At 50.3% G+C, this 18885-nt stretch carries 19 protein-coding genes; 5 read left to right on the top strand and 14 right to left on the bottom strand.

What is annotated here, in order from left to right; translation table 11 throughout:
* Window positions 1-66 precede the first annotated feature (66 nt).
* A complete protein-coding gene (pyrF, locus tag OOT00_RS00605) occupies window positions 67-786 on the bottom strand; it encodes an orotidine-5'-phosphate decarboxylase (protein WP_265423346.1) in 720 nt (239 codons plus the stop codon).
* 321 nt (window positions 787-1107) lie between these two features.
* Here pyrF and OOT00_RS00600 point away from each other — a divergent pair, with 321 nt between their 5' ends.
* From OOT00_RS00600 to cobA, 5 genes are all read left to right on the top strand, one after another.
* Window positions 1108-2481, top strand: a complete 1374-nt coding sequence (locus tag OOT00_RS00600; protein WP_265423345.1) for an HDOD domain-containing protein — start codon at window positions 1108-1110, stop codon at window positions 2479-2481.
* A 30-nt stretch (window positions 2482-2511) separates the two neighbouring features.
* Window positions 2512-3951 (top strand): L-seryl-tRNA(Sec) selenium transferase, encoded by a 1440-nt coding sequence (gene selA, locus OOT00_RS00595; protein WP_265423344.1) that lies wholly within the window; start codon window positions 2512-2514, stop codon window positions 3949-3951.
* A complete protein-coding gene (locus OOT00_RS00590) occupies window positions 3948-5240 on the top strand; it encodes a tetratricopeptide repeat protein (RefSeq protein WP_265423343.1) in 1293 nt (430 codons plus the stop codon). Before selA ends, OOT00_RS00590 begins: the two co-directional genes overlap by 4 nt.
* Window positions 5241-5369: 129 nt before the next feature.
* Window positions 5370-5612 carry an FmdB family zinc ribbon protein gene (locus OOT00_RS00585; protein WP_265423342.1) on the top strand — a complete coding sequence of 81 codons (243 nt, stop codon included), beginning with the start codon at window positions 5370-5372 and terminating at the stop codon, window positions 5610-5612.
* A 100-nt stretch (window positions 5613-5712) separates the two neighbouring features.
* Window positions 5713-7239, top strand: coding sequence for a uroporphyrinogen-III C-methyltransferase (gene cobA, locus OOT00_RS00580; protein ID WP_265423341.1), 1527 nt, complete (start codon window positions 5713-5715; stop codon window positions 7237-7239).
* A gap of 112 nt (window positions 7240-7351) precedes the next feature.
* Here cobA and OOT00_RS00575 read toward each other — a convergent pair whose 3' ends face one another.
* The 13 genes from OOT00_RS00575 to rpsD all read right to left on the bottom strand — a co-directional run bounded on the left by OOT00_RS00575 (window position 7352) and on the right by rpsD (window position 18859).
* Entirely contained in the window at window positions 7352-7564 is a 213-nt protein-coding gene (locus OOT00_RS00575; protein WP_265423340.1) for a YgaP family membrane protein, read from the bottom strand.
* Between the two features lie 17 nt (window positions 7565-7581).
* Window positions 7582-8592, bottom strand: coding sequence for a biotin synthase BioB (gene bioB, locus OOT00_RS00570; protein ID WP_265423339.1), 1011 nt, complete (start codon window positions 8590-8592; stop codon window positions 7582-7584).
* Window positions 8593-9017: 425 nt separating this feature from the next.
* Entirely contained in the window at window positions 9018-9626 is a 609-nt protein-coding gene (locus tag OOT00_RS00565) for a hypothetical protein (protein ID WP_265423338.1), read from the bottom strand.
* Window positions 9627-9728: 102 nt separating this feature from the next.
* Complete coding sequence (locus OOT00_RS00560; RefSeq protein WP_265423337.1) at window positions 9729-11501, bottom strand: sensor histidine kinase; 1773 nt, start codon at window positions 11499-11501, stop codon at window positions 9729-9731.
* Between the two features lie 9 nt (window positions 11502-11510).
* On the bottom strand, window positions 11511-12209 hold the full coding sequence (locus OOT00_RS00555; RefSeq protein ID WP_265423336.1) for a response regulator transcription factor: 699 nt from the start codon (window positions 12207-12209) through the stop codon (window positions 11511-11513).
* A 10-nt stretch (window positions 12210-12219) separates the two neighbouring features.
* The gene (phoU, locus tag OOT00_RS00550; protein ID WP_265423335.1) at window positions 12220-12882 is read right to left on the bottom strand and encodes a phosphate signaling complex protein PhoU; all 663 of its coding nucleotides are present in this window, start codon (window positions 12880-12882) and stop codon (window positions 12220-12222) included.
* Window positions 12883-12900: 18 nt separating this feature from the next.
* Window positions 12901-13662, bottom strand: coding sequence for a phosphate ABC transporter ATP-binding protein PstB (gene pstB / locus OOT00_RS00545; protein WP_265423334.1), 762 nt, complete (start codon window positions 13660-13662; stop codon window positions 12901-12903).
* Window positions 13663-13711: 49 nt separating this feature from the next.
* Window positions 13712-14611 carry a phosphate ABC transporter permease PstA gene (pstA, locus tag OOT00_RS00540; RefSeq protein WP_265423333.1) on the bottom strand — a complete coding sequence of 300 codons (900 nt, stop codon included), beginning with the start codon at window positions 14609-14611 and terminating at the stop codon, window positions 13712-13714.
* Between the two features lie 23 nt (window positions 14612-14634).
* A complete protein-coding gene (gene pstC / locus OOT00_RS00535) occupies window positions 14635-15528 on the bottom strand; it encodes a phosphate ABC transporter permease subunit PstC (protein WP_265423332.1) in 894 nt (297 codons plus the stop codon).
* 91 nt (window positions 15529-15619) lie between these two features.
* Window positions 15620-16435 (bottom strand): phosphate ABC transporter substrate-binding protein, encoded by an 816-nt coding sequence (locus OOT00_RS00530; RefSeq protein ID WP_265423331.1) that lies wholly within the window; start codon window positions 16433-16435, stop codon window positions 15620-15622.
* A gap of 277 nt (window positions 16436-16712) precedes the next feature.
* Window positions 16713-17099 (bottom strand): 50S ribosomal protein L17, encoded by a 387-nt coding sequence (gene rplQ / locus OOT00_RS00525; RefSeq protein ID WP_265423330.1) that lies wholly within the window; start codon window positions 17097-17099, stop codon window positions 16713-16715.
* Window positions 17100-17110: 11 nt separating this feature from the next.
* Window positions 17111-18136, bottom strand: a complete 1026-nt coding sequence (locus tag OOT00_RS00520) for a DNA-directed RNA polymerase subunit alpha (protein WP_265423329.1) — start codon at window positions 18134-18136, stop codon at window positions 17111-17113.
* A gap of 96 nt (window positions 18137-18232) precedes the next feature.
* Window positions 18233-18859, bottom strand: coding sequence for a 30S ribosomal protein S4 (gene rpsD / locus OOT00_RS00515; RefSeq protein ID WP_265423328.1), 627 nt, complete (start codon window positions 18857-18859; stop codon window positions 18233-18235).
* Window positions 18860-18885: the final 26 nt, after the last annotated feature.

The raw sequence follows: 18885 nt of genomic DNA, 5'->3' as shown, positions 1-18885 counted from the left end.
TATTGTTTACGAGAAAACAGTGCTGTTTTGCACTGATACTGGCGGTCCTGCTCTTTGTCCTGGCCCTTATCCGGCTGCCATCTCCGTAAGAATCTGGTCTGCTGCCCATCCGGGATCCGCCGCATCCCGGATGGGACGCCCCACAACCAGCATATCGGCCCCTGCCTTAAGGGCTGTTCCCGGCGACATTACCCGTCGCTGGTCATCCCCTTGCCCCAGACTCCAGAGAGGCCGGATTCCCGGTGTCACGGCAAGAAAGACGTTCCCTCCCACCCTTTTCACCTCCCTGGCCTCATGGGCGGAGCATATCACACCGGCAAGACCGCATTCTTTTGCAAGCAGGGCCCTTATCAGAACAAGGTTTTCCATACCCCCGCATCCTGACAGCATAAGTCCCGTCTGCTCCAGTGTCTCCGGTCCGCTGCTGGTAAGAACCGTTACCCCCAGTAATTTCATTTCCGCACCGGCAGCATCCGCAGCTCTGGACAGCATTTCCCTGCCCCCTGCCGTATGCAGGGTCAGATAATCTACCCCCAGCCTTTTCAGATTCCGGACACTTCTTTCCACGGTAGCCGGAATATCATGGAGTTTTAAGTCCAGAAAAACAAGGGCATCACTTTTTTCCCGAACTTTTTCTACAATCGAAGGCCCTTCTCCTAAAAAAAGCTCCAGACCGATTTTCACCACTCCCACCTTCCCAGCAAGCATGGAAAGTACGGGAGCTGCGGACAAAAAATCTGGAAAGTCCAGGGCAAAAATAAGACGGGACGAAACAGCCGTATGCATAAAGCCTCCAAAATAGTATACATTGAGTTAATCATACCAGGCTTGGGCGCCCTCCAACCCGTCAACAAACGGGCTCACAGAGATCAACGGCCTGCCACAACACCCTTTCTTAAAAAAACCTGTGATTCTTCACCACGATACAGAAGAGAACGGCAAGGCATTGCCTGCCGTATCCAACGGAAGAGATTTGCAGAGAACATTTTACAGGGCAAGGTCTTTTTTCCGGGTACAGGAATCGGGCTTGAATCCAACGCCTCTGAAATGGTATGTAGGAACGTTTTGCAATATTCCGGCAAAAGCCGGTAAACAATGGGAGTATTTATGGAATCCAGCATCCACTACGTTGCTTCGGGACAATTTCTCGTTGCTTCCGGTAACCAGCCACTGATCCTCAAAGCCCTTCTGGGAACCTGTGTGGGCGTATCAATTTATGACACAGTGGCAGGGGTGGGAGGACTTCTGCATATGCTGCTTCCCGAGCCTGTCTCCGGATCTTCCGGCACCCATCCGGGTAAATATGCCAGCACCGGTGTCCCCGCTTTCCTGAAAGCTCTCATTGAAAAAGGTTCACATCCCGATAACATGCGGGCCACCGTAGCAGGAGGTGCGCTGGTGGGACCAGTGAGCGAACAGGATATGGCCCTAGACATAGGCGGCCGCACAACGGAAATGGTCCATGAACTGTTGAAGCGGTACCAGGTTCCTGTTGTTGCATCGGAAACCGGCGGTTTTTTCACCTGTACACTGGAACTGAACCTTACCAGTGGCAAAACCCGCATCCATCCCTCCGGCCTTCTTCGGGATCCGGAGGAAGCCTTTCATTACGAACCTCCTTCCGCTGATGCCATTGCCGCCAGTGTCACCGCCCTCAAACCCATTCCTCAGGTGGCCCTCAAAATTCTTCGGATGATCACCTACGAGGATGCTGATTTCAGGGATATTGCAAAGGAAGTCCGTAAAGATCAGGTCATAACGGCCCAAACACTGCGTATGTGCAATGCAGCCCTTTATGCGGGCCGGAATCAGGTTGCGTCCATTGACGATGCACTTGTCCTGCTTGGCCAGCAAACGCTCGTTAAATCAATTATTTCAGCTGCACTTAAAACCTTTTACAAGCAAAGCGACTCCGTATATTCGCTCTGCAAAGGCGGCCTCTTTCACCATGCCATGGGTACTGCCGTTGTGGCGGAACACCTTGCCGTTGCCACGGGCATTGTTCATCCGGCTACGGCCTATACGGCCGGACTTCTGCATGACATCGGCATGGTTGTGCTGGATCAGCATATCACATCCGCCTGTCCGCTTTTCTACAGGGGTATGAAGAATGAAAAACACCGTATCCTTGAAGTAGAGCGGCGCATCCTCGGAGTGGATCACTGTGAAGTGGGTGCCAAGCTGGGACTGAAATGGGCCTTTCCGGAAAGTCTGATCCATGCCATCCGCCATCATCATAAACCCGAAGAGGGTCATGGGGTCAGTCGGCTTGCCTATATTGTTCATGCTGCGGATCTCATCATGGCCCGCTTCCAGTCCGGTGTTTTTCCGGAATCCAGCAAGGGGAGCATCACAGAACGTCTGGCCGTCATCGGCATGACACCTGCGGACTTTGAAAAATTCATTGACACCCTGCCCATGGATGTTTTTGGTATGCAACCGGAAAATGTCCTTTACCTGAAATCCGGGCCCTCCCGATAGGGCTGGCAGCAGAAAGTTGACAGAAAACCCATGAGCACCCAGCAACTTTTGCGGCATCTTCCCGGAGTAGACACCCTTCTTCTGGAAACGGACCATATCCGCTGCGGGGAGGATCTGCCCAAAAACCTCAGAACCCGCATTATCCGACAGGTTCTGGAGGCAAAGCGTAGGGCTATCCTTGAAGGCAGGCTGCAGGACATAAGCACTCTCGAGATTCCCCGGCTCATCGCAGAAATCCATCCGCTGTTCTCCGCAGCCATACAGCCCAATCTAAGGAGAGTCATCAATGCCACCGGTGTTGTCGTTCACACCAATATGGGCCGATCCCTTCTTGCGGAAGAAGCCCTCCAGCACATTCTCTCCGTTGCGAACCACTACAGCAACCTCGAACTCAATCTCGACACCGGGAAACGGGGACTGCGCTACACAGCCGTTTCCTCCCTTCTCACAGAGATCACCGGAGCCGAGGCTGCCATGGTTGTCAACAACAATGCGGCAGCCGTTCTTTTATGTCTGGACACCCTTACCCGAAACAAAGAAGCCATCGTCTCCCGGGGCGAATTAGTGGAAATAGGAGGCTCCTTCCGCATCCCGGACGTCATGACCAAAAGCGGAGCCATTCTGAAGGAGGTGGGTACCACCAACCGGACCCATCTTCAGGATTATGAAACAGCCATCAGCGAAAAAACAGGCCTTCTTCTCAAAGTTCATACCAGCAATTTTCAGATTATGGGATTTACCGCTTCCGTTTCCATGAAAGACCTTGCCGCTCTGGGCCGCAAACATGGAATCCCTGTAATGGATGATCTCGGCTCCGGTTCTTTCATTGATTTTTCTCCCTATGGCCTTACCAAAGAGCCTACCGTACAGGAATCCCTTGAAGCAGGCGCGGATATTGTCACTTTCAGCGGAGACAAACTCCTTGGCGGACCTCAGGCCGGTATAATTGTGGGGAAAAAATCCTGGATCGAAACCATTCGCAGCAATCCTCTGACCCGTGCCCTCCGTATCGACAAACTGATCCTTGCCGCACTGGAAGGAACTTTACGACTGTACCGGGATCCAGCCAAAGCCCTCACAACTATCCCGACCCTGCGAATGCTGACCCTTTCAGAAAACGCCTGCATCCGCAAAGCGCAAGAACTTCAGGACCAGCTTCGATCCCTTTCTCTTCCGGCAATGGATATCCGTATCCAGCCAAGCACAGCCAGAGCTGGCGGGGGCTCGCTGCCCACTCAGGATCTTCCCAGCCGCTGTGTAGTCATCCGGTGTTCTCACCTTTCCGCCGCAGCCCTTGAACGGCAACTGCGCAGTCACACACCGCCCATCATGGGCCGGGTGGAGGAAGATTCCTTTCTTATGGATGTCCGCACCCTGCAGGAAGAAGAAACGGCTATCATTGTTCAGGCCTTTGCCACCCTTTTTTCAACCCTATCCATCCATGAGCGCCCCCAAAAGGAGACTCCATGAAGGCCAGTGCCCTGCTACAGGAATCCCCGGATCCTTTTCTCCGCAGCAACGGGAATCCCGATCCTTCTGCAGCCCCCTCACCTTCTCAGGCAGCCACACAGCCGATCAAGGAAGAACCTGCACGGTTTCCGGATCCAAAAGCTCTCCTGTCCGTTATCGGGCAGGAGTCCTGCCTTCCTTTTTCTATCATGCTCCTCCGAACGGAGAGCCCCTGCCCTGAGCTGGAAAGGGAACTTGCCGGTCTTGCTGACACACCGGAGAAAAAAATCCTCGTTGCCCAGGAGCAGGATGTCTTTTTTATTTTTTTGCACCAGAAGGGATCTGCCGAGGCAAAGTGTATTTTTCACAGACTGAAACAGCATCAGCACGGCCTACTTTCGGCAGGCATATACTCCCATCCGCTGGCCAACTTTTCTTCTTCCATGGCTATCGGCTATGGTCGCAAAGCTCTGGCCCACAGTCTTCTTCTCGGCCCTGGCTCCGTTGCAGAATTTGATGCCGTGAGCCTCAACATCTCCGGAGATGAGGCATACCAGAAAGGCCATATCAAGGACGCCATTGCCGAATATGAAGCCGCTCTGACCCTGGACCCTGACAATGCCAATGTTCTTAACAGCCTTGGCGTCTGTTTTGGTGTGCTGCAGAATCTTCCCAAAGCACTGGATGCCTTTGCCAGAAGCCATGCTGCAGAGCCCACAGAGGCCATGCCCGTGTACAATGAGGGATTGATTCACGAGATGCAGGGAGAGACAGAAAAAGCAAGACAATGCTTTGTAAAAGCTCTCCATCTTCATCCGGATAGCTTTGAAAGCGCCTTCCACCTTGGGAAAAATCTTATGATGCAAGGCAAAACTGCCGAAGCCCTTCCCTGCCTGGAAAAGGCCCATTCTCTAAAGCCAGAAAACGGGCCCGTTCTCAAAAATCTGGCGGAAGCCTGCTTTCAACACAATGACCTTACCCGCGCTTTTGCCCTGTACAGGCAGGCCCTGCGCCGCATGCCAAGGGACCCTGGTGTACTGTCCGGTCTGGGGGCATGCTTCGATCTGAAGGGAGAAAATCCGGATATAGCAGCTACTTTCTGCGAAGAAGCCTTGAAGGAAGAACCTGACAATGGCTTATTTGCCCTCCGCCTGGCACGGATCCGCTTCCGTCAGAAACAGATAGAAATGGCACAACCGCTCTTTCGTCTGGCGCAGAAAAAAGGAATGGTGCTGACGGAGAGTGAAGAAACTCTGCTTGAAAATAATACCGAAGAATCTTCCTCTTCAGACAGCCATAAGCTTCTTTGACTCCGGAAGCAGAGTGCTTATTGTAGTAAGGTTTATACAGGTACCCGGATCAGGGCAAGCACGCAACCAGCCAACCCTGTAAAAAATGATTTTTTATATTTTTCAACTACTTACAAAAGGGAGGATACCATGCCCATCTATGAATACCATTGTCAGTCCTGCTCCAGAAAGTTTGAATCTCTGGTAATGAAACGGGATGAAACTCCCGGCTGTCCCTATTGCAACAGCGAAAATGCCCAGCGTCTGATGTCTGCCTGTGGTTTTGTCAGCAAAGGTACAGGTACCGGAGGAGAACCTACCGTAACAAGGAGTGCGGCCACATCCGGATGTTCCGGATGTTCTGCTTCCAGCTGCGCGGGATGTGGCGTGTAGTCAACCGTACCCATGGACATCAACCACATCGGCAACGTCTGCCAAGACAGACACTCTGGCCCTGAAGCCTTCCAGCACCAGGGTAGAACAAGGATTGATCATGAAACCCGGAAAAGTTTTTCTCGTTGGTGCCGGCCCCGGAGATCCCGGTCTCTTTACCCTGAAAGGTAAGGAATGCATGGCTCAGGCAGGAGTGATTATCTATGATTACCTTGCTGCCCCCCCACTTCTTGCGTTGGCATCTCCGGAAGCAGAATGTATTTACGTGGGTAAAAAAGGAGGAGACCACACCCTCTCACAGGATGCCATTAACCAGCTCATTGTGGACAAGGCAAGAACAGGCCGAACCGTTGTCCGCCTAAAAGGAGGCGATCCCTTTATTTTCGGTCGCGGTGGAGAAGAGGCTGAAGTACTGAAGGAAAACGGCATTCCCTTTGAAGTGGTTCCCGGTGTCACCGCTGGCATCGCCGCTTCAGCCTATGCCGGCATCCCCCTTACGCACCGGAAAATGACGGCTACTCTTGCCTTTGTCACAGGCCATGAAGATCCTGCCAAGGAAGACTCCAACATCAACTGGGAAGCCCTGAGTCGCGGCATCGGAACTATCGTATTTTATATGGGCGTTAAAAATCTGCCCCTTATCACAGCCAGGCTCCTTCAACACGGCAGGGATCCCATGACCCCGGTGGCTCTCATCCGCTGGGGCAGCACGACACGGCAGCAAACGCTTACCGGAAACCTTACAGACATTGAAGAAAAGGTCCGCATGGCAGGCTTAAAAGCCCCCGCCATCATTGTGGTCGGTGACGTGGTGCAGCTGCGCAACAATCTTGCCTGGTTTGAAAAAGAACGCCCCCTTCTGGGTAAACGTATTCTTGTTACCCGTGCCCGGGAGCAGGCCAGCGATCTTGTTCATCAGCTTACACAGCTGGGAGCCTGCTGCATTGAAATACCAACCATACGTGTTGAAAAGCCCAAGGATCTCAGCGCTATGGATGCGGCCATTGATACCCTTGACCACTATGACTGGCTGATTTTTACCAGCGTCAACGGAGTCAGGCATTTCTTCCACAGACTGTTTGAAAAGGGCTTGGACGTACGAGCCCTGCACCGGGTAAAAACCGCCTGCATCGGGCCCGTAACGGCAGAAAGATTGCTGGACTTCGGTATCCGCTGTGATATCCTGCCCCAAAGCTACCGTGCGGAATCTGTGGCGGATGCTTTCATGGGGGTTCCCATGAAAGGTCAAAATGTACTCCTGCCCAGAGCAGAAGAAGCCAGAAGTGTGCTGCCTGATGCCCTGAGGGAAATGGGTGCAAACGTAGATGAAGTTACAGCTTATGTGACCCTTCCCGTCACAGACCAGGCCGATGCCCTCACATCCATACTGGAAAAAGGGGATGCGGATTTCGTCACATTCACCAGCTCTTCCACCGTCAAAAACTTTACAAGTCTTATTCCTGCCAACCGATTTGAAGAACTTACCCGCCATCTCAAGGTAGCTTCCATTGGACCCATCACCTCTGATACGGCTATAAAACTTGGTTTTACGGTGGATATTGAAGCAAAGGAATTTACCATTCCCGGCCTGGTAGGCGCCCTTTGCGGTGAATTCAGCCATACGTAAAATTCAGATCGGAACAGCATTACCATTTCCATAAAAAAAGCAGGCCTGCGGTCATGAATATGATAGCAGGCCTGCTTTTTTTCTTCAAAATCTCCGGAAAGCTACCCCCGGTTCATTTTTTCCTGTCAAAAACCATACCGGTCTTCATTCCGAAAAACCCCAGCACAATGGCCAAGGGACAAAATCCCGTAAAAACAGCCTGCAGGAGGTTGCCCCCCACAAAAGCCGTCAGTAGCAGCCAGTAAGGACTATGTACCAGATAAAGTAACAAACTCAGAAGAATCATACCACCGGCAAAAGCCATTACCACTCGTTCAATATTCATTGAATGCCTCCTCTGTACTATCTGTCACCACTATAGATTTTCTTTATTCCATTGAAGTCTGCCCTTACCACCCGCCATCCCCCATCAGCAAGCATGGCAAGATCCCTTTCCACAGCCTTGCCGGGTGTGGTAAGAAAATCTCCTGTCATCAAGCCCGTAGCACCAGCGGTAAAAATAAAGGATTCCAGACTGGCAAAATTCTGTTGCCTCCCACCACAGACAATGAGAGGGGTTCTGGGCAATTTAAAACGAAAAGCCGCCAGAATTTTCAGACAACGTAAGGGGGATAAGCCTTCATAATGCCCTGTGGCTGTTCCCGCAATGGGAACCAGAAAATTCATGGGTACAGCATCCACGTTCAGACCTTCAAGGGTTCTGGCGAACTCAAGAATCTGCTCATCGCTCTCACCCAGCCCGAAAATTCCACCACAACAGATTTCAAGCCCGGCTCTTTTGGCAGCCTTCACAGTCTGCAAACGCTCTTCATAGGAATGCGTACTGCATACCGAAGGGAAGAGTGAAGCCGCTGTTTCAAGGTTATGATGATAGCGGCTGATACCAGCAGCCTTCAGACATTTCAAAGATCTTTCGGAGAGAATGCCCAAGGAAGCGCAATAGGCCATTCCCGTCTGAGGAAACTCCCGTAACGCATCCAGCAGCAAACGGAGCTCATCCTCCTCCATTCCCCTTCCACTGGTGACAATACTGTACCGGTCCAGGGGCCATGCTGACGCATCCCGGGCACTTCGAACCAACTCCATCTGTGACATAAGGGGATAGACATCAATATCACAGCTGGCATGAACGGACTGGGAGCAGAAACTGCAATCTTCTGAGCATCTTCCGGATTTGCCGTTGCAAATGGCACAAAGACGGACATCATCCCGAAAAAAGGTTCTTCGAATCCGATCGGCACCCGCCAAAATCGCAGCCATATCCGCCGCTTCTGCTTTAAGAATGGCCAGAAAAAAAGAATCCTCCACTTTTTGGCCAGCTACTACCTTTTCAGCTTCCTTCCAGGGATTCAACAACAACCTCCTGACCTCGTCCTCATTCATCACCCATGGAATCCATCCGCACGGCATCTCTTTGAGTACTCTCCAGACAGCCCTGCAACCTTATTCTCTGTGATTATCCATATGGAAAGACCGTTTTATACAGCACCCGGTCAGTACCCACCTCGCGACAAGTCTGCATGCGGCAGAGGCCGGGGCATGAATACATGGTCATCGCTGCACAGCAACCATACCATCCTGCAAAACCGGATGACAATGCCCCCACGATGGGCTGCTCCCTGAAAAAAGCAGATCCTACATTAAGTCCGCATCAGGCCGGAGCAAACATTTTGCACAAACCCTCAGAGCCGGAATACTCCCCTGACTCCGAATCAACAAAAGAACCGTATCCCGAAATATCTTTCTTCCTATGGCCCCGGGGCAAGGAAAGGATGCTTTCAGGATCGCAAATGTCGTCCGATATTGTCCAGAAGACGATCCGCTTCTTCCATGGTCCGAACCCGATTCACATCACCCGAGCCCTGAAGAGAAGGACAGTTTTCCTCATTATCAAAAAGAAAATCCAGGGGCTGGCCTTCATCAATCACGCGTATAACGGGTTCTGCCTGCATCAGCCCAAAGGCATAGGCTGTTTTACGAAAATAAAATCGGGTTCTGGAATCCACATCTGCTGTCATTTTTCGAAGGTCTACCACTACCATAAACCCATGGTGAAGATTTTCCATAACAGCCAGAATGGCATTGGAAATCATTTTTCCGGATCGCCTTTCCACTTTCCCGAAAATTTGAATGTAAAGGCGGTTTTTCCTTTCATCCATCCATATTTTCCAGGCTGCCTGATCTTTTTTACCGGAACGGAAAGTAGGGGGGGTTCGCCTTAACATACCTGCCAGGCGCTCAATGCGCTTCTCCGACTCGACCAGTGCTTCCTCCAGTCGGATAACCTCCCGCACAAGAAAGGGAGTGGCCTTCAAAACAAGGTTGATATCCTTAAGATCGGCAACCGCCTTGCTTTGGAATTTTTCTTTGAGCTCTCCAAGATCCATGGGATCCGACCCGCCTCTTCATCTGAGAAGTCCTTTCATCGGCCCGTACCAGCAGCCACTGACCTATGCTTTATCATATCCCAATTTTCATAGAATACAAACTTATAGGGGCAAAAAAAGGGAAAACACACTTCCTTCACCAAGGCGGCTATGGACCGCAACCCTCCCTCCATGGGCATTCATGATATGCTTGACGATGGCAAGCCCCAGTCCCGTACCTCCCAGCTTACGGCTCCTTGCCTTGTCCACACGGTAAAAACGTTCAAAAAGCCGCCCCAGATGTTCTTCGGCAATGCCCATACCGCTGTCCGTGAAGGTAATTGTAATCCCATTATCCTCTTGAAAGACACGGATATGAATTCTGCTATGGTCCGGTGAATACTTCAGGGCATTATCCAAAAGGTTTACGGCCGCATGTTCCATCAGATGACTGTCCATGGGAACCACACAGTCATCCGGGCATTCCATCAAGATTTCAATATTCTTTTCCTCTGCCTTAGCCGAACAGATCTGAATCGCAGCACTAAGACAGTCTTTAACAGATTTTTCTTCCAGAAGCAGATCTCCGGAATCTCCTTCCTGCTCAATACTGGATAGCTTTAACAGGTCATCCACAAGGAAAATCAGGCGGTTGACATTCCTGTCAATAATTGCCATAAACCGCTGCACCTCTTCGGGCTCCACACCACCGGCTTCCCGGATGGTTTCCACAAAACCCTTGATAGCTGTAAGCGGCGTTTTGATCTCATGGGAAACATTGGCCACAAAATCTCTACGCATATGTTCCAGTCTGCGCAACTGGGTTACATCCTGAAGTACAAAAAGGGTTCCCATACGGCGGTTATACCCATCCAGGAGTGGAGAACTGTGGGCATGCACCTTCTTTTTACCATACTGATAAAGATCCATATCCGCCTCAACTCCGCAGTCGGCAGCAAAAGCCCTGTCTACAAAGCGTAAGACCTCCAGATTTCTCACAACCTCGTACACATTCTTTCCTTCATAAGCCATGGGAGCCACGCTAAACATTGAGGCAGCAGCCTGATTAAGCCGCAGTATTCGCCCTTCTGCATCCAAAGCTATCACCCCCTCCTGCATACTGGACAGCACAGCCTCCAGCTCATTCTTCTGTCTGACCACAAGACGGATCCGCCCATCCAGATCGGAAGCCATACGGTTCATAGCCTCAGCAAGCGCACCCATTTCTTCTATGGCGGGAACAAACAGCCTGTGGGAAAAGTCGCCCCCTGCAAAACGGTTAGCACCATCCTTCAGAAGCAGAAGCGGCTGTGTCAGTTTACGGGAAATCAGCAAGGAAAGTCCTGCTGCAAAAACAAGAACCAGAGCTCCGCAGAGAAAAATCCGCATACGAAAAGCATTCATCAGACTGTCGATCGCCGTAATGGGTACCGCTGCCCTCAGCACGCCTGCCAGCTCTCCCCTGTTCTCAAGGGGTATGGCCACGTACATCATGGCATGATTCACGGTTTCCGAATATCGGGAAACCACTCCTATCCCTCCGGATGCCGCTTTCGCAATTTCTATTCTGTCTTTATGATTCTCCATGTCTGACGGTATTTCAAGACTGTCACCCACAACAAGGCCCGAAGCCAGAACAACGGTAAATCGGGTCTCAGAAACAAGCCCTGTTTCCCGGCAGATGCGATTCAGCTCATCATACTTTCTCTCTGACAGGAGTGAGATCATCTTTGGCTTTAAAATAAAGGCCTTGGCCATCAACTCTTTTTCCGTATTATCCAGAAAAAAAGTTTTCATGGTTCCCGCTGCATATAGACTCACCGCAACCAGACCAATGAAAATTACCAGAAAATAGGAAGGGTAGAGCTGCCACAAAAGAGTTCGTTTCCTCACCATATACTCTTTTTACTCCTTGAAACGGTACCCAACCCCGCGTACCGTTTCGATTCGTTTTCCATATGAGCGGAGCTTTTTCCGCAGACCCACAATCTGGACGTCCACGCTCCGATCCGTTACCGGATAATCATCCCCATGGATGGCATCCACAATCTGAGTACGGGTGAACACCCACCCCGGGCGGCGGGCCAGAAAATAAAGGATCTGAAATTCCGACCATGTGAGAACCAGAGCTTCTCCATCCGCAAGAACCTCATGACGTCCCGGATGAATGACAAGCCCTCCCATTTCCAGCGGAGGCTCCGCCTCCCCCTGCTGATCAACCCAAGGAACCTGCTGCCTCCGGAGTACGGAACGGATACGGGCCAGAAGAATGCGCGGGCTGAAAGGCTTGGCAACATAGTCATCGGCTCCGAGCTCAAGACCGGTTACTACGTCGGCCTCTTCTCCCTTTGCCGTGAGCATGACAATGGGAAGACTCCCTCCCCGGGCCTGTCTGCGGACACGGCGTGTTACTTCCAGCCCGTCCAGACCAGGCAGCATCAAATCCAGCACAACCAGGTCAGGAGGCTGATTTTGGATGAGACGTAAGGCGTCTTCACCGCTTCTGGCCATCTGAACTTGATATCCTTCCCGGCTGAGATGGTAACGGATCAACTCCACAATATCTTCTTCATCATCCACAACGAGGATCGTTTCCCTGGCCATATAACTCCCCTTATACCCGGGCCTGACTATGACGGACTATCTGCCCTTCAATTACATAAATCACTTCTTCGGCTATGTTGGTAGCATGATCGGCTATCCGCTCCAGGTGTCGTGAAATAAGGAACATATTAATGAGATATCCAACATTCTCAGGATCCCCCCCCATACGTTTTTTCACCCTGTCGTACACATCTTTATTCATGACATCCACTTCATCATCCATAGCCCGAACCGCATTGGCCAGCCCCGCATCCATAGTAACGAAGGCATCCAGGCTTTTCTGCAGCATGCTGCCAACCTTCGCAGCCATAGCCGTATAATCATAAAATGGCACATGCCGGGTTGCCGATGCCATGGTCATGACCCTACGGCCAATGTTCACAGCCAGATCAGCAATGCGCTCAAGATCATTATTGATTTTAATCACACATACTAAAAAGCGCAAATCCACGGCAACAGGCTGATACAAGGCTATAATCTTTAAACATTCCTCTTCAATTTCCACCTCCCGTTCATCAATTTCATGGTCAGTGGATACTACCTGTCTGGCCACTTCATGATCCATGGATACAATAGAAGTACTGACTCTGTGCACACGGTCTTCCACCATAGTCCCCAAAGAAAGAAGATTTTTTTTGAGACTTTCCAGCTCATTATGCAGAAATAAACTCATTGGTTATTCCTTTTCCCATCAACCAAAACGGCCGGTGATGTATTCTTCCGTTTGTTTGTTCTTAGGATTGGTAAAAATGGTGTCCGTATCACCTGTTTCAATAATATGCCCCATGTAAAAAAATGCTGTGACATCAGAAACCCTGGCTGCCTGCTGCATATTATGAGTGACAATAATAATCGAATAGACCTTTTTCAGTTCATGTATCAGCTCCTCAATCTTCTGGGTTGCCAGAGGATCCAGCGCAGAAGCTGGCTCATCCATGAGCAGAACCTCCGGCTCAACGGCAAGGGCCCTGGCAATACACAAGCGCTGCTGCTGTCCGCCGCTCATCCCAAGGGCTGACTCCTGCAGCCTGTCCTTCACTTCCTCCCAGAGAGCTGCCTGCCGCAGACTTTTTTCCACTTGCCCTGCAATCATATTTTTGTCCCTGACCCCGTTTACCCGTAGCCCGTAGGCCACATTCTCAAAAATACTCTTGGGGAAAGGGTTCGGTTTCTGAAAAACCATACCGATTCTTCTCCGAAGACGGACCACATCCACGGAAGGAGCATAAATATTCTCATCACCCAGCAGCACTTCTCCCTTAACCCGACTGATGGGAATCAAATCATTCATCCGGTTCAGACAGCGCAGAAAAGTACTTTTACCACACCCCGAAGGACCAATCAGTGCCGTTACATCCCTCTCCCGAAAACCCAGCTCAATATCGTACAGTGCCTGAAAATTACCGTAATAAAAACTCAGTCCTCTGGCCTGCATTTTCCATTTCTTTTCCATGGCTCACCCTTTATCTCACCATACCGGTAACCAACCTGTTCCCTCATTCTCAACGCATTTTTTTACGCAGCTTCGAACGGTAAACAATAGCCACAAAATTCATGCCCAATACAAGGGCTATCAGCACCAGAGCCGTTCCGTACTGCAGGGGTCTGGTCTGCTCAATATTGGTTCCCGCCGTTGCCAGAACGTAAATATGATAGGGCAGAGCCATCACCTCATCCATAATTGAAGAAGGAATCTTCGGAGTAAAAAATACAGCCGCCGTGAACATAACAGGAGCTGTCTCTCCAGCAGCCCGACTGACACCGAGAATTGCCCCTGTTAGAATTCCGGGGAGAGCTGAAGGCAGTACCACCCGCCATATGGTCTGCCACCGGGTAGCTCCCAGCCCCAGAGAAGCTTCCCTGTACGTGTCGGGAACTGATTTCAGGGCTTCTTCCGTGGCACCGATGATCACTGGCAGTGTCATGGCACCAAGAGTAAGCGCCCCTGCTGCAAGACTCACCCCCATACCCAGCATGATACAAAAAAATGCCAGACCAAAAAGTCCGAAAACCACAGAAGGAACACCTGCAAGGTTACTGATGCCCAGACGGATAATCCGCATAATTTTTCCCGAACTGGCATATTCGTTCAGGTAGATGGCTGAGGCGACACCGATGGGCAGGGCCACGGCAATGGCTCCCAGAGCCAGACCGAGCGTACCTATAATGCAGGGAAAAATACCACCAGCTGTCATGGAATCTCTGGGCGGCTGGGTGAGAAACTCCCATGAAATGGCCTGCCAGCCCCTGGAAAACATGAAGAAAAGTATGAGACCAAGGGCAAATCCGTTGATAAGAGCTGCCCCTCTGAAGAAAGCAAACCACAGCGCCTGTACCCTGCGCCGCCCTCCCAGGCCACCTCCCTTTTCAAAAATACTTACAAATCCAACTTGTTCATCCATAAGAGCCCCTTGGGACTGATCTCTCATAATGACGCCTCCCCGCTTTGCTTATAACGCTGTGCAATCTGGTCCGCCACCAGATTAAAAGCCATAGTGAACAGAAAAAGCACGATACCAATGGCAAAAAGCGCATGGTAGTGTTCACCCCTGAAGGGAGCCTCAGCCATTTCTGACGCAATGCTGGCAGGCATGGGCCGCACGGGATCAAAAATGGAACCCGGCAGCATGGCTGCCCCACCTGCCACCATGAGAACCACCATGGTTTCACCGATGGCCCGGCTCATACCCAAAATAATAGCCGTACTTATACCGGAAAGTCCTGCCGGGACAATTACCTTGACGATGGTCTCCAACTCCGTTGCTCCTAGAGCAAGAGAAGCTTCCCTCAGGGAATTCGGCACAGAATACAAGGCATCTTCCGCAATGGAACAGATGGTGGGAATAGACATGAACGCCAGCATCAGAGATGCATTGAAAAGATTCAAGCCGATGGGGATACCAAATGCTTTCTGAAGAAAAGGTCCCACCAGCACCATACCAAAAAATCCGATAACCACACTGGGAAGGGCAGCCAGCAGTTCCACAACAGGCTTCACCAGTTCTGCCACCCTTCTCGATGCAATTTCTGAAAGATAGACCGCCGTCATGACCCCAAGGGGAATAGAAATAACAGCCGAAAGCAGGGTAACGAAGAGAGAGGCGACAATAAGGGGAAAAATGCCGTAATCCGCAGGATCATCCGTAGGGTACCAGTAATGACCCAGAACAAACTCCTGCACCGTGACGGTCTTAAAAATTGGCAACCCCTCGTTAAACAGAAAGAACATGATCAGGACCAGAATACCGATGGAAACCATGGCAATACTCAAAAAAAGCCAATGAATCGCTTTTTCCGTCCTATTGCGTAAAACCGCCATGTTAATTTCCTTATGATAAATGTAAAAAAAGCGGTGTGTGCTTTGTCGAATCATCCACACACCGCATCTTTTATGTTTTGTATTATGACAATCAGTAAACAGATATGCTTCCAGCGGCCTTAACTTCTTCCTGCCCTTTTTTAGAAAATACAAAATTGATGAAATCTAATGTCACGCCTTCAGGCCAGCCTCTGGTGAACATGAAAAGAGGCCTCGAAATGGGATAGCGTCCACTGATAGTATTCTCCTCACTGCCCATCACGCCATCCACGGAAACAATCTTCACATCTTTATTCACATAACCCAGAGCAATATAACCGATGGCACCGGGAGTCGTTGAGATTGCCTGAACCAGACCACCATTGGAAGGAACTGTCAGGGCACTGGGCACCACACGCTCTTTATTCATCACAAGATCCCCCCATGATTCAAAGGTCCCTGATGAAGAATCTCTGGAGATGACCACTACGCGCATATCCCTGCCCCCCACCTCTTTCCAGTTCCGGATCTTGCCTGTGTACATATCCCTCAGCTGGTCGATAGTAAGATCGTTAACGGGATTACCAGGATGAACAACGGGCACGATACAATCAAGGGCAATGCGGAAAGGAACCGGATAGGTATCCTTTTCAACGGCCATTCTGACTTCACTGTTTCTGATAAAGCGCGAGGAGTTGCCTACGTGGGTAGTTCCGTCAATAATGGCTTTGATACCATTACCTGAACCTCCGCCCGCAACAGAAACTGTTACGTCAGGACGAACCTTCATGAAAGCTTCCGCAAGCTTCTGAGCTGCTGGGAGTACGGTTGTGGAACCGTTGATGGAAAGTCTTTCGGCAGAGGCTGCTCCGCTTCCCATGCAAAGGAAAGCAAGGGCAATAAACAACAGACCGGTTTTTCTGAGCATCTTTTCTTCTCCTTAATCGTATTGTGTAACCGGAACACCGAAGGGGTGTCAGCGCATCACTTGAGGCAGGATAAAAGAAATTTGTTCAGAAAAGATTAGGGGAAAATGCGATTTCTGTCAGCCTGAACAAAAAAGGTGCTCTTTTCCACCGGGGAAAAGGCACCTTTACTGTATAATCATCCAAACACAAACAAAACATCCTGTCAGTCATCAATACTGAGGGATATCATCAGACAATAAAAAAAGGCCGGAAAAACCGGCCTTTTTTCAACCAGCATCAGGCTTCAGCCACACCCGTTGCAACAGGTGCCGGATCAACAAATTCAATCAAAGCCATGGGTGCCGCATCACCAGCCCGGTTTCCCAGCTTAATGATACGGGTGTAGCCACCAGGCCGGTGACCGAAACGATCCTGCGCTTCAGCAAAAAGCTGATGGACAACATTTTTTTCCCTGATAACGGAAAGTGCCTGACGTCTTGCGTGCAGGTCTCCACGTTTAGCGAGGGTTACCATCTTGTCAACCCAGCGGCGCAATTCCTTGGCCTTCACATCCGTTGTACGAATACGGCCGTGTTTGATCATGGACGTTACCATGTTACGGAACATGGCATCCCGATGGCTGGATGTACGATTGAGTTTTACGCCTGCTTTTCTGTGTCGCATGCTCCGCTCTCCTACTCGTCGTCTTCCTCAGCCGCTTCATCTTCCAAGGGCACAAACCCCTCAAGTTTCATACCGAGGGACAGTCCCATGTCCGACAGGACTTCCTTGATCTCATTCAAAGATTTGCGGCCGAAATTCTTGGTCTTGAGCATCTCATTTTCACTTTTTTGGACCAGCTGCCAAATTTTTAAGATTTTAGCATTTTTCAGGCAGTTGGCACTCCGGACAGAAAGTTCAAGCTCATCCACATTCCGGTACAAGTGCTCGTTAAATTCACGGCTGGTACTTTCTTCTTCCTCAACAGAAGCTTCCGGCACAACCTCTTCATCAAAATTAATAAATACAGACAACTGCTCTTTGAGAATTTTTGCTGCGTAAGCAACGGCGTCTTCAGGAGCTACACTACCATCTGTCCAGACTTCCAGTGTCAACTTGTCATAGTCTGTCTTCTGGCCCACACGTGCATTGCCAACGGTATAAAGAACCCGCTGAATGGGTGAAAAGACCGAATCTATGGCAAGTGTTCCCACGGATGCTTCCGGATCTTTATTGGATACAGCCAGTGCATATCCCTTGCCGCTTTTTACGGTCATTTCAATTTGCAGCCGACCACCAGGATTGAGTGTAGCAATGTACTGCTCAGGATTCAGAACGCAAACCCTGCCGTTATCAGACACAATATCTGCAGCAGTGATGGCCCTTCCTTCAGCCACATCAATTCGGATAGTCTGAGGCTCAAGATCTTCCGTTTTCAGACGAACTTCCTTGAGGTTAAAAATAATTTCACTGACATCTTCCAAGACATGGGGAATAGTCGTGAACTCGTGCATTACATCTTCGAACTTAACGGAAACAATAGCAGCACCATGCAGAGAAGAAAGAATTGTCCTCCGCAGTGCGTTGCCAATGGTAGTCCCGAAACCACGCTCCAGGGGTTCGAATACAAATTTACCGTATTCTTCTGTTGTCTCCACCTGGATCTTATCGGGCCTGATCATGTCCGTCCAGTTAACATAAATAGGTTCGTTCAATGACATATGGCCTTATCTCCAATCGGTTCAGAGGATGCCCGATCTGTGGTTCGGGAAGCAACAGCCGCAGCCCTCCGGCCATATGGCCGGTGTTCACGGAGCCTACTTGGAGTACAATTCAACAATGAGCTGCTCCTGAATTGGCAGGGTGAGATCTTCACGAACAGGCAAAGATTTCACAGTCCCTTTGTGCCCGTCTTTATCCAACTCCAGCCACTGGGGAATTCCACGGCGCACTACGGCATCCATGGCTTCATTGACAGCCTGAACCTTACGGCTTTTTTCGCGGACTTCAATCACATCCCCTGCTTTCACAACATAGGAGGGAATATTCACGCGAATACCATTTACCATAAAATGATTGTGCCGGACAAAATGACGACCCTGGATACGGGAATTGACAAAACCCATGCGATAAACAACATTATCCAGTCTGGATTCCAGATGCACCAGAAGGTTGGTACCTGTAATTCCCTTTTTCTGCTCCGCTTTACCAAATGTCAGGCGGAACTGCTTCTCAGAAAGGCCATACAGACGTTTAACCTTCTGCTTTTCACGAAGCTGTATACCATAGTCGGAAACTTTACCTCGACGCTGGCCATGCTGACCCGGCGCATAAGGTCTGCGGTCAAAGCTGCATTTGTCCGAAAAGCAGCGATCACCCTTAAGAAATAATTTCATGTTTTCACGCCTGCACATACGGCAGACGGAACCGCGATATCTGGACAAGGTATCCTCCTTCAGACACTCAACAC

The sequence above is a fragment of the Desulfobotulus pelophilus genome, from assembly GCF_026155325.1.
GTDB lineage: Bacteria > Desulfobacterota > Desulfobacteria > Desulfobacterales > ASO4-4 > Desulfobotulus > Desulfobotulus pelophilus.
Note: the sequence above shows the minus strand (reverse complement) of the source record. Positions and strands in the feature narration are given on the sequence as shown.